The organism is Collinsella tanakaei (genome assembly GCF_016900375.1).
Classification (GTDB): domain Bacteria; phylum Actinomycetota; class Coriobacteriia; order Coriobacteriales; family Coriobacteriaceae; genus Collinsella.
In genome coordinates this window covers 146,628-157,755 of the sequence record NZ_JACJKB010000005.1, presented here as the reverse complement: position 1 = coordinate 157,755, position 11,128 = coordinate 146,628, and the positions used below count along the sequence as shown (strand labels likewise).

At 65.7% G+C, this 11,128-nt stretch carries 10 protein-coding genes; 6 read left to right on the top strand and 4 right to left on the bottom strand.

Annotated elements, in window-relative coordinates; translation table 11 throughout:
- Window positions 1-183: 183 nt before the first annotated feature.
- Window positions 184-1,662 carry an ATP-binding cassette domain-containing protein gene (locus tag H6A16_RS05040; protein WP_204616695.1) on the top strand — a complete coding sequence of 493 codons (1,479 nt, stop codon included), beginning with the start codon at window positions 184-186 and terminating at the stop codon, window positions 1,660-1,662.
- Between the two features lie 39 nt (window positions 1,663-1,701).
- Here H6A16_RS05040 and H6A16_RS05035 read toward each other — a convergent pair whose 3' ends face one another.
- From H6A16_RS05035 to H6A16_RS05025, 3 genes are all read right to left on the bottom strand, one after another.
- Window positions 1,702-3,054, bottom strand: a complete 1,353-nt coding sequence (locus H6A16_RS05035) for an alpha-amylase family glycosyl hydrolase (protein ID WP_204616693.1) — start codon at window positions 3,052-3,054, stop codon at window positions 1,702-1,704.
- A 386-nt stretch (window positions 3,055-3,440) separates the two neighbouring features.
- The gene (locus tag H6A16_RS05030; protein WP_204616691.1) at window positions 3,441-4,145 is read right to left on the bottom strand and encodes a hypothetical protein; all 705 of its coding nucleotides are present in this window, start codon (window positions 4,143-4,145) and stop codon (window positions 3,441-3,443) included.
- Window positions 4,146-4,275: 130 nt separating this feature from the next.
- The gene (locus tag H6A16_RS05025; RefSeq protein WP_204616689.1) at window positions 4,276-4,932 is read right to left on the bottom strand and encodes a YczE/YyaS/YitT family protein; all 657 of its coding nucleotides are present in this window, start codon (window positions 4,930-4,932) and stop codon (window positions 4,276-4,278) included.
- 134 nt (window positions 4,933-5,066) lie between these two features.
- On the opposite strand from H6A16_RS05025, the gene H6A16_RS05020 reads away from it, so the two are divergent.
- The 5 genes from H6A16_RS05020 (at window position 5,067) to H6A16_RS05000 (ending at window position 9,779) form a co-directional block, all read left to right on the top strand.
- Window positions 5,067-5,507, top strand: coding sequence for an Rrf2 family transcriptional regulator (locus H6A16_RS05020; protein ID WP_204616687.1), 441 nt, complete (start codon window positions 5,067-5,069; stop codon window positions 5,505-5,507).
- 144 nt (window positions 5,508-5,651) lie between these two features.
- Window positions 5,652-6,494, top strand: a complete 843-nt coding sequence (locus H6A16_RS05015) for a DUF5685 family protein (RefSeq protein WP_204616684.1) — start codon at window positions 5,652-5,654, stop codon at window positions 6,492-6,494.
- 51 nt (window positions 6,495-6,545) lie between these two features.
- Window positions 6,546-7,325 carry a DnaJ domain-containing protein gene (locus H6A16_RS05010; protein ID WP_204616682.1) on the top strand — a complete coding sequence of 260 codons (780 nt, stop codon included), beginning with the start codon at window positions 6,546-6,548 and terminating at the stop codon, window positions 7,323-7,325.
- 57 nt (window positions 7,326-7,382) lie between these two features.
- Window positions 7,383-9,161, top strand: a complete 1,779-nt coding sequence (dnaK, locus tag H6A16_RS05005; protein WP_204616680.1) for a molecular chaperone DnaK — start codon at window positions 7,383-7,385, stop codon at window positions 9,159-9,161.
- Window positions 9,162-9,257: 96 nt separating this feature from the next.
- Window positions 9,258-9,779, top strand: a complete 522-nt coding sequence (locus H6A16_RS05000; RefSeq protein WP_204616678.1) for a nitroreductase — start codon at window positions 9,258-9,260, stop codon at window positions 9,777-9,779.
- Between the two features lie 81 nt (window positions 9,780-9,860).
- On the opposite strand, the gene H6A16_RS04995 is transcribed toward H6A16_RS05000, so the two are convergent.
- A complete protein-coding gene (locus tag H6A16_RS04995) occupies window positions 9,861-11,012 on the bottom strand; it encodes an aldo/keto reductase (RefSeq protein ID WP_204616676.1) in 1,152 nt (383 codons plus the stop codon).
- Between the last annotated feature and the right edge of the window lie 116 nt (window positions 11,013-11,128).

Sequence of the window (11,128 nt, the reverse complement as noted above, 5' to 3'; positions counted from 1 at the left end):
CTGGGCAAGTCGGGAAGCTAGCGGCGCGCCCGTGACCGAACCCGAAAAAGTTGCGTGCCCAAACCCGAAAGTTTTCCGTGATCATTTCAGAAAGACGGACTTGACCAAACACACCTGATGAGTTCCACCCGCGCTCGCGGGTGCTCGGCGACGGCACCCGCCGTCTTCCAAGGAGTCTTATCTATGCAGTTGACGCTATCCGGCGTGACCTACGCCTATCCCTCCTCTGTACAACCGATTCTCAGCAACGTATCCGTTGCGTTTCCCGAAGGCTGGACCGGCCTTCTGGGCGATAACGGCTGCGGCAAGTCGACCCTCGCGCGTATCGCCTGCGGCATCATCGAGCCCGATGCGGGCTCGGTCACGCGCGGACTCGTATGCACGATGTGCCCGCAAGAGGCCGATGTTGCCCCCGAGGGACTCTACGACTTCGCTGCCGATTACGAACGCGAGGCACGGGAGCTTCGCCGCATCTTTCGCATCGAGGACGACATGCCCTGGCGCTTCGATGAACTCTCTTTCGGCGAGCGAAAGAAACTGCAGATTGCCGTCGCGCTGTGGCAGCGACCCGATGTGCTCGTGGCGGACGAGCCCACCAACCACCTGGATGCCGACGCGCGAGCCCAGCTCGCAGCCGCCCTGGCGCGCTTTCGCGGCATCGGCATCCTCGTGTCGCACGACCGCGAGCTGCTCGATGCGCTCGTCGACCGCTGCGTGTCGTTCGAGCCCGGCGGAAAGCTCGTGGTGCGGCCTGGAGGCTATACGGCGGCGCACGGTCAGGCAGAGCTTGAGCGCACGTCGACCGCGCGCGAGCGAGCTGCGGCAAAAGAGCAGCTCGCTCGCCTATCTGCCGAACAGGACCGGCGTGCGCACGAGGCGGCGCGCGCGACGGCGCGACGCAGTAAACGGCATATCGACCCCAAGGATAAATCGGCCAAGGCGAAGATCGACCTCGCCATCTACACCGGACAGGACGGCGCGGCCGGCAAGAAGACCGTGCAGATGAATGCGCAGGTGGAGGCCGCACGACAGCGCGTCGCGCAGGCGTTCGTCCACAAGCGCTACGATGGCGACCTCTGGGTCGATGCGCATCCCAGCCCGCGTAAGACGGTGCTGCACGTGCCCGCGGCAACCATCCCCTGCGGGCCGGGTAGCCTGGCCATCCCGGAGCTGTTCGTGGGCAACACCGACCACATCGGCATCGTGGGGCCCAACGGCGCGGGCAAGTCGACGCTGTTGGCGCACCTGCGCGGCCTTATGGCCGACGACCTCGCCATCCTCGACATTCCCCAGGAACTCGATGCGCGCGAACGCGAGCGCACAATCCAAGGTGTGCTGGAGCTCTCCGATGCGGAGCGCGGCCGCGTGCTCTCGACCGTGGCGCAGCTCAATTCCGATCCGGACCGCATCCTCGAGGGAGGCCGCACGAGTCCGGGCGAGCTGCGCAAGCTCATGCTGGCAGCCGACATGCTGCGCCATCCCGTCCTCATCGTCATGGACGAGCCGACCAACCATCTGGACCTGCATTCAACCGAGGCGCTCGAGCGCGCACTTGCGGGATACCCCGGGGCGCTCCTGCTCGTGAGCCACGACCACACGTTCCTGAGCGCGTGCACCACGCGCATCTGGGAGGTGCGCGACGGCAGCGTGCAGGAGCGCTAGGCGGCACCCGACAAGTTTGTACCTGGCCCCATCTTGTCACTATCTTGTCGCGAGGTAGCGGGCCTCGAAGGGGGCAAGCTCCAGCGACCCGGTAAGCTCGACGGGTTCGGCGTCCTCATCCAGCAGGTCGGCGAAGGTGCCGTTGAGCTCGCCCGCCTGCAGGGTGAAGGGCTCGTCGACGGCATTCACCGCCACGAGCACGCGCTCGGCGGGATGATCGCCATCCATGTCGACCGCCCGTTCGAACAGCAGCTGCTTGTTGGTGATCACGACGTTGCGATAGCTGCCGTAGCTGAGCGCGCGCGACGCCCCGCGCGCCGCGATGAGACCCTTGATGTAGTCCGTGAGCTCGTTGGGCGCAGGCTCGGCGAACTCCGGGCGCAGCTCGTAATCGTCATGAGCGCCCTTGTTGCCGGTCTGGCCCCACTCGCTTCCGTAATACAGGCACGGGATGCCCGGCATGCCGAAGAGAAGCCCGTAGGCGGGACGGACGCAGCGCGGCTCGGTGAGGATGCTCGCCAGGCGGGTGACGTCGTGGTTGTCCGCAAAGCTCAGCAGGTGCAGGCCTCGATAGATGCACCACGGGTCGCCGCCGAACTGGCGGTGCAGCGAATGCGCGATCTCGAACATGTTCTGCGAGTTGAAGCTCGAGTACAGACCCTTGTAGCACTCGTAGTTCGTGCAGGAGTGCAGCATCTGGTCGTTCACGAGCTGGCTGTAATCGCCATGCAGCGTCTCGCCGATGAGCACGAAGTCGCGGCCCGGCTCGCTCGCCTGCGTGATGTCGTTCGCCACCTGGCGCAGACGGCGCATGAAATCGTGGTCGAGGGAGTAGGCGACGTCGAGGCGAAGGCCGTCGATATCGAAGTCGTAGCGCCAGGAGCGTACGCAGTCGAGCAGGTATTCCACCACCGCTGGGTTGCGCAGGTTGAGCTTCACGAGATCAAAGCAGCCCTCCCAGCCCTCGTACCAAAAGCCATCGCCGAAGGCCGAATCGCCGTCGAAGTTGATGAAGAACCAGTCGCGGTACGGGGAGTCCCAGCGCTTCTCGCGCACGTCCTGAAACGCCCAGAACTCGCGGCCGACATGGTTGAACACCGCGTCGAGCACCACGCGGATGCCGTGGGCGTGAAGCTCGCGCACGACCTCGGTGAAGTCCTCGTTCGTGCCCAGGCGGCAGTCGATGCGACGCATGTCGCGCGTGTCGTACCCGTGCGCGCTCGATTCGAACACCGGATTCAGCAGGACGGCGCCGATGCCGAGCTCCTGCAGGTAGGGCGCCCACTCGGCCACACGGCGGATGCGATGTGCCTGGATGCCGTCGTTATGCAGCGGCGCGCCGCAAAAACCGATGGGGTAGATCTGGTAGAACGTGCTCTCATATGCCCACATGGTGGTTCCTCCCCTGTCGTCTCATGACCATCAGCAAGTATACCCGCCGCAGATACACAGACGCCCGGCGGCTCCACGAGCGCAAGGCACGGCGCCCATGGCGCAGATTGCCTGGAGCGTCCCGAGACACCCAGATCGCCACGATTCCAGGATGAAGGGGGCTTGGTTTTGCAAAAACTCCGGAGTCTGGACGTCTTCAGCGCCCCGAGCGGAGACAGGCACCCTTCTGACCTCGCGGTTTACGCAGGTAGAAGAGGCGCTTATGCGGACCCGGCGCCCCGCAGCCGTCCAAAGTCCCCACTTTTTGCAGAACAGCGCGTCGGAACCGCTTTTCGGCAGCGCGAGGGCAGGCCGGAAGCAGGCTGCCCAGCTTCTCCGGAACACCGTCAGCCCATGAGCGAGCCGTTGAAGTGGATGATGGCGCCGAGTGTGACGGCAAAACCGGCGGCAAAGCCCGCAAGACCCACGCCGAGCAGCACTTTTGCCCACGTCGGCATGGGACGCCGGCTGCCGCAGAAGCCGCCGGCGATCGCCATTCCAAGACCGAGGCCGAGCGCGATGGTGCCGGCGCCGACCCAAGCCGCAAGGGCGGGACGGTCAGCTTCGGCAACGTGGCTCAGATGGTAGCCATGCAGCGCCGAGGGATCGCCCGATGCGATCATCAGCGCACCGGGGATGACCGTTGCAGCAGCGACTATGATGGCGATGAGCATGCCTGGGGCAATGGCCAGCGGCCGCGACGCCTTGCTCTTCGTCGCATCCGCCGTGCTGAAGGAGATAAGCGAGCCGTTGAAGTGCACGATCGAGCCGAAGGTAACGCCGAGCCCCGCAATCAGTACCAAAATGCCTGCAATACCCAACCAGTCGGGCAGACCGGCGGGCGGGACGATGAACGCGCAGCCGATCCCCGCCATGAGCATACCGGCACCCGACCAGCGCGCAAGCGCGGCGCGCTGCGACAGAGGCGTCGTCGCGTAGTGATAGCCGTGCATGATGCTGGGGTTTCCCGTCACCAGCATGTAGACTCCCGTGACGGCAACCAGCAGCCCGCACAACAGGCATGTGATGAACCCACCTGTCTGCGCATCCATAGCAACCCTCCCAGGAACAGAAAACCTGACAGCCAGGGCGGGGCCCAGTGTCATGAAACCGGAAGCGTTTGGCACGTTGTACCCGCTTGCCAGATTTTATAACGCTGGGCCCTGTCCCAACTGTCAGGTTTTACTCGCCTAGGATCGCGCGGATGGGGGCTGCGGTCTTGGGCAGCCAGAACTGCACGAGCGGACCGGTGCAAAATGCTGCGACCACTGTACCCACGCCGACGGTGCCGCCCAGCAAAAAGCCGGCTGCCACGAAGAACAGGTCGCACCCCACGCGCACCCAGCGGAACTCGATCTGCTCGAGCTTGTCGGACAGGATGATGGCCACGAGGTCGTTGGGACCGGTGCCCGCGTTGCTGTTGATGACGATGGACATGCCGAGCGCCAGCACCACGCAGCCCACGAGCATGCTCACGACGCGCAGCGCCATGGGCGACGCCTCGTTGATGGCGCCCTGCAGCATCCAGGTGAACAGGTCGATGATCGGACCGCCGCAAAACGCACAGACCACGGTGCCCGGCTTGACGTAGCCCTTCGTGGTGGCGAGCATCACGACCATGAGGATGCACAGCACGATGACGTGCACCGTACCGACCGTAAGGCCGAATACGCGAGACAGGCCCTGGATGAACACGGTGAACGTATCGGTGCCGAGCGCCGACTGCAAAAACAGCGTGACGCCCAGATGCGCCACGGTAAGGCCGATCAGCAGGATGACGAGCGCCTTCGCCCAATCGGCGGCGCTGCGGCCCGACGTATCGCTTGCGAACTGTGCCATAGGTGTCTCCCCTCCCATAGGCCTTCGATGATACGTCAACCGACCCCCGCCCGGACGTGAAATAACCCCTGAGGTTTTTTCACGCGGCGCTTCGCTATACTCGGTTTCGATCGGACTGTCCTGAAGGAGCGCCTATGCAGATCTCGACCCGCTTCACCATGGCCGCGCACGTGCTGGTGGCCGTCGGCCATTTTGAGGGCCAGCGCGCAACATCGACGTTTCTGGCCAAAAGCGTCAACGCCAACCCGGTGGTCATCCGCCGTCTCATGGGCCAGCTGAAGGAAGCCGGGCTGATAGCCGTCGAAATGGGCCTGGGCGGCGCCACCCTGGCGCGTCCTGCCGACGAGATCACCCTGCTCGACATCTACCGCGCTGTCGAGAGCACCGAGGAGCATCTTTTCCACTTCCACGAGGACCCGAACCCCGCCTGCCCCGTCGGACGCAACATCCACGCCGTGCTCGACGACGAGCTCGATGCGGCACAGCGCGCGCTGGAGGACCGCTTGGCGCAGACGACCCTCGCCGACCTGCTCGCGCACACCGGCGCCCTCGTCGAGCAGCAGGAGGAGGCCTAACGGCCGCGGTTCAGCCCCATCCACAGGAGTCGCTATCTATATCGAAAGATTTACTTACGTTCCTGTGGAATCGCTGCGATACCTTAAGGTACCGTACAAAATGGTAGTACCCCACATGCAGCTCAAACGTTGAAGGGAGCGACCGTGTACGGCTACCTGCTTGCAAGCGAGGCGGACCTCGACGCCCAGGAGAAGGAGCGCTATCAGGCGCTGTACTGCGGCCTGTGCCGCTCGCTGGGCAAGCTCTACGACCTGCCGAGCAAGCTCGGCCTCTCCTACGACATGGTCTTTCTCGTCATGTTGCTCGGGTCCCTCTACGAACCTGCGGAGGATTGCGGGCAGGAGCGCTGCGCCATCCACCCCCTGAGCAACCACGCGTATGCGCAGTCCATCTGCACCGACTACGCTGCGGATATCTCGGTTGCGCTCTCCTACCACAAGCTGCTGGATAACTGGAAGGACGACCGGAGCATCCCCTCGCGCGCTGCGGCGCTTGCCCTCAAGCGCTCCTACGACACCGCCCGCATCCGCGCGCCGCATGCCTGCGAGGCCATCGAGCGGGAGCTCGCCCACATCAGCACACTCGAGCGCGAGCGCAGCGACCGCATCGACCAGGTGGCCGCCTGCTTCGGCCGCGCCCTCGGCGAGATCTTCGCCTGGCGCGAGGATTTCTGGACCCCACAGCTCAAGACCCTCGGCATGCATCTCGGAGCATTCGTGTACCTCATGGATGCCGCCTGCGACGTCGAGCGCGACCGCAAGCGTAGCAGCTATAATCCGTTCATCGTGGCAGGCATCGACCCCGCCGCCGCGCGCGACGCGCTCGCGAACGCCGCTGGCATGGCGGCAGACGCCTTCGAGAGGCTCCCACTCGAGCGGGACCTACATCTCATGCGCAGCGTCGTGTACGCGGGCGTATGGGGGCCGTACAACAAGCGGTACGGTCAGGCAGAAGCCCAGCCACACGATGGTCGCCCGGACGAATAGCCCGGTCGACCGCGCCCTTTGCATCCGCAACCGCTCTAGAAGGAACCCTCCGTGCCACGCGATCCCTACGACATACTCGGCGTCAGCAAGGACGCAAGTCCCGACGAAATCAAGCGCGCCTACCGCAAGAAGGCGCGCGAGAACCATCCGGACCTCAATCCCGACGATCCGGATGCCGTGCGCCGCATGAACGAGGTGAACGAGGCGTACGACCGCATCATGAACCCGGAGAAATACGCGCGCCGCGACGCCGTGGAGGCCGCGCGCAACGCCGGTGGCCAGCCGTACGGCGGTACCGGCGGCGCGTGGAACCCCTATGGCGCAGGCCAGGGCACCGGCGGCTCCGACCAGTACGATCCCTTCGGATGGGGCTTCGGCGGATTCGACTTCAACGATTTCTACGGCGGCGCGCAGCCGGGCAGCCAGACGGTCGAGGCGCCCGTTGCCGATCCGCGCGACACGGCGACCGTCCGCCAGGCCATCGGCGAGATCCGCTCCGGGCGCTCGCAGGACGCCCTGAACACGCTGCGCCAGACGGTGAGCGCCGACCGCGACGCCCGCTGGCACTACGTGTGCGCCTGCGCGCAGGTGGGCTGCGGCGAGCGGGTCGCGGCGCTGGAGAGCATCAAGCGCGCCTGCGAGCTCGATCCGAACAACGCCACGTACCGGCGCGTGCTCGCCACGCTCACGAGCGCGGGCCGCAGCTATCAGCAGGCGGGAGAGACGCGCGGCTTCACCGTGTCGGGCGCCAACGCGCAGCTGCTCTGCTGCAGCATGTGGCTGTGCGGCCCCACGCTCTGCCGCATGTTCTGCACGCCGTTTTACTGGTAACCCGCTGGCCGCCGGCGGCCGATGCCGCCGCGGACGGCACGCACGAAAGGACCGCTTATGGCCGCCACCATCGGAATCGACCTGGGAACCACCAACAGCTGCGTCGCCACCGTGGAGGGCGACCGCCCGACGGTCATCCCCAACACGCTGGGCGAGCGCACGACCCCGAGCGTCATATCGTTCACGAGCGACGGCGAGCGCCTGGTGGGCACCCCGGCGCTGCGCCGCGCCGCCATCAACCCGGATCAGACGTTCTTCTCGGTCAAGCGCCACATGGGCACCGACTGGCGCGCCCGGGCCGACGAGCGCAGCTTCACCCCGCAGGAGCTCTCGGCCATGATCTTGCGCCAGCTCAAGAAGGACGCCGAGGCCTACCTAGGCCAGCCGGTCGACAAGGCCGTCATCACCGTGCCCGCGTACTTCAACGACACCCAGCGCCAGGCCACGAAGGACGCCGGCCGTATCGCCGGGCTCGAGGTGCTGCGCATCATCAACGAGCCCACGAGCGCCGCACTCGCCTACGGCCTGGATAACGGCACGCCCCAGAAGGTCATGGTCTACGACCTGGGCGGCGGCACCTTCGACGTATCGATCATCGAGATCGGCGACGGCGTGATCGAGGTGCTGGCGACCTCGGGCGACAACCACCTGGGCGGCGACGACTTCGACGAGCGGCTGTTCGACCACCTGGCCGATACGTTCGAACGCGAGAACCACGTGGACCTGCGCCGCGACGCCTCGGCGGCACAGCGCGTGCGCGAGGCGGCGCGTCAGGCCAAGTGCGAGCTCTCGAGCGCGCAGAGCACCGTGGTCAACCTGCCGTTTCTGATGCAGAGCGGCGGCATGCCCCTGCACATGAACGTCACCGTCATGCGCTCCGAATTCGAGCGCATGACGCACGACTTGGTCGAGCGCACCTCCGCACCGGTCGTCCGCGCGCTCGACGACGCGGGCATCGCCACCTCCGAGCTCGGCTGCGTGCTGCTGGTGGGCGGATCGACGCGCATACCCGCTGTGGTGGAGCACGTGCGCTCGCTCACCGGGCACGAGCCCTCGAACTCCATCAACCCCGATGAGTGCGTGGCGCTGGGCGCCGCCATCCAGGCGAACACCCTCGAGACCGCCAGCGAGGGTCTGGTGCCCTACACCGACATCCTGCTGCTCGACGTGACACCGCTGTCGCTCGCCATCGAGACCGTCGGCGGCGTTGCCACGCGCGTCATCGACCGCAACACGACGCTGCCCACGCACTATTCGCAGGTATTCACCACCGCAGCCGCCTTCCAGACCAGCGTCGAGATCAACGTGCTGCAAGGCGAGCGCCCCATGGCGAAGGACAACAAGTCGCTCGGCAAGTTCAAGCTGGGCGGCATCAAGCGCGCGATGGCGGGCGTGCCCCAGATCGAGGTCACGTTCGACATCGACGCCAACGGCATCCTGACCGTGTCGGCCAAGGACCTCAAGACCGGCAACGAGCAGTCCATCACCATCACCGATTCGGGCCGTATGTCCGATGACGAGATCGACGCCGCCATCCGCGATGCCGAGCGCTATGCGGAGGAGGACGCGGTGCGCGCGAAGAACGCTGGTGCTGTGGATGCCGCCCACCGCCAGCTGGCGACCGTCGAGAGCGCGCTGGCGCGTGTCGGCAAGCGCATCGACCGCGACGAGAAGAAGCGTGTAAAGGCCGCATGCGCGAACGTGGCGCGCGGCCTGCGCAAGAAGCCCGGCAAGATGACCGACGCCGACATCCAAGCGCTGATCGCTGCCACCGAGGAGCTCGAGCGCACCGGTGCCCACGTCGTGGAGCTGGCGTCCCAGGACTCTAACGGCTAGCCGCCCACAGAACATACCGTGGCCGGCGGCTGTCGCGGCTGTCGTCTGCGTCGTTGGGTACATAAGAGGGTGTCAACCCAATGCTAGGAGGCAGCTATGAACACGCTTGATTGCCTGACCACACGCCGCAGCGTCCGCGCCTACAAACCCGATGCGGTGCCCGCGGAGCTTATCGACAAGATGCTCGAGGCCGGGACCTTCGCCCCTACGGGCATGGGCAGCCAGTCCCCCATCATCGTCGCCATCACGAACAAAGAGGTGCGCGACCAGCTGTCGAAGCTCAACGCGAGCATCATGGGCGCCGATACCGATCCGTTCTACGGCGCGCCCGTCGTGCTCGTCGTGCTGGCCCGCAAGGATGTGCCCACCCATGTTTACGACGGCAGCCTCGTGATGGGCAACCTGCTGAATGCCGCGCACGAGCTGGGGCTCGCGAGCTGCTGGATCCACCGCGCCAAGGAGGAATTCGAAACGGAGGAAGGCGCGGCCATCTTGGCCGGCCTGGGCATCGATGCCAGCGAGTACGAGGGTATCGGCAACTGCATCGTCGGCTATGCCGACGGGCCTGAACCCGAGCCTAAGCCGCGCAAGGAGGACTACGTGTACCGCATCGCGTAGACCGCCCAAACACGACGCACACCTGAACGGGGCCCGCTTCGCTGCGAAGCGGGCCCCGTCCCGTTCACTCGAATTCGATCCTTAGCAGCCGAACAGCTCGGCCGCTTTCGCCATCTTGTCCGCGATCTTCACGCCGAAGGGGCAACGGCTCTCGCAGGCACGGCAGGCAACGCAGTCGGCCGCCGTCGCGCCCAGCGCCCGATAGTGCTCGCGCAGGGAGTCCGGCACCGTGTCGTACATGGTCGCCAGATCGTAGAACTTGTTGACCGCGGCGATATCGATGCCGCGCGGGCACGGCGCGCAGTGACCACAGTACGTGCACTGGCCCACATAGGCGTGACGCGGGGCATCGGCCAGCACGCGGGCGTAGTCGCGCTCGCTTTCCGACGCGGTCTCGTAAGCCACCGCCGCGTCCACATGATCGGGCGTGGTAAAGCCCACCATCACGCTCGCCACCGCCGGACGCGTCAGCTCGTAGTGCAGACACTGCACCGGCGTGAGCGCTACGCCGAACGGCGAGGTCTTGGCGTCGAACAGGCGCCCGCCCATATACCCTTTCATTACGGTGATGCCCGTACCCGCCTGCTCGCACAGGCCGTACAGCTCGGCGCGCTCGGGCGTCATGCCGTCGAGAGCACTCTGCTCGCCTGCCTCGCCGAACAGGTCGTCGAGGTTCTCGGTCGCCGGCATCATGTCGAAGGCCGGGTTGATGGAAAACAGGATCATCTCGATTTCAGGGTCTGCCGCCGCGCGTTTTGCCACCTGCGGGTTGTGGGTCGACAATCCCACATGGCGGATGGTCCCCGATGCGCGCAGCTCACGAACGTACTCGATGAACGGACCGGCCATGATGCGCTCGAACTCCTCCGCCTGATCCACATAGTGAATCATGCCGAGGTCCATATAGTCGGTATGAAAGCGCACGAGCAGGTCCTCGAATGCGGGCTTGACCTGCGCGAGGTCCCGCGTGCGCTCGTACTGCTCGTTTTGCCACGTGGAACCCAGATGCCCCTGGATGACCCACTGTTCGCGCAAGCCCAGATCGCGCAGGGCATCGCCCAGGTTGGACCGGCGCGTCGGGTCGGGCATCCACACGTCGAGGATGTTGATTCCGGCGTCGTTCGCCCGCGCCACGACCTCGCGCGTAAGCTCCGGCGTGCCGTCCATCCATTCGCCACCGAAGCCGATCTCGCTTACCCTGAGCCCCGTATGGCCGATCTCGCGATACTCCATGTGCCCTCCTCTGCTTTGCCGTGTACCGTGGTACCAGCGTAGCAGGTCGTGCGGAAAGCGGGCCCGTCACGAAAAGGGTCCCCGCATTTGCGAGGACCCCCTTGCATGAGACATGC

Bases quoted from the DNA above. Each gene is read 5' to 3' on its own strand.
- H6A16_RS05040 (WP_204616695.1), top strand. From the start codon at position 184: ATGCAGTTGACGCTATCCGGCGTGACCTACGCCTATCCCTCCTCTGTA.
- H6A16_RS05035 (WP_204616693.1), bottom strand. From the start codon at position 3,054: ATGTGGGCATATGAGAGCACGTTCTACCAGATCTACCCCATCGGTTTT.
- H6A16_RS05030 (WP_204616691.1), bottom strand. From the start codon at position 4,145: ATGGATGCGCAGACAGGTGGGTTCATCACATGCCTGTTGTGCGGGCTG.
- H6A16_RS05025 (WP_204616689.1), bottom strand. From the start codon at position 4,932: ATGGCACAGTTCGCAAGCGATACGTCGGGCCGCAGCGCCGCCGATTGG.
- H6A16_RS05020 (WP_204616687.1), top strand. From the start codon at position 5,067: ATGCAGATCTCGACCCGCTTCACCATGGCCGCGCACGTGCTGGTGGCC.
- dnaK (WP_204616680.1), top strand. From the start codon at position 7,383: ATGGCCGCCACCATCGGAATCGACCTGGGAACCACCAACAGCTGCGTC.
- H6A16_RS05000 (WP_204616678.1), top strand. From the start codon at position 9,258: ATGAACACGCTTGATTGCCTGACCACACGCCGCAGCGTCCGCGCCTAC.
- H6A16_RS04995 (WP_204616676.1), bottom strand. From the start codon at position 11,012: ATGGAGTATCGCGAGATCGGCCATACGGGGCTCAGGGTAAGCGAGATC.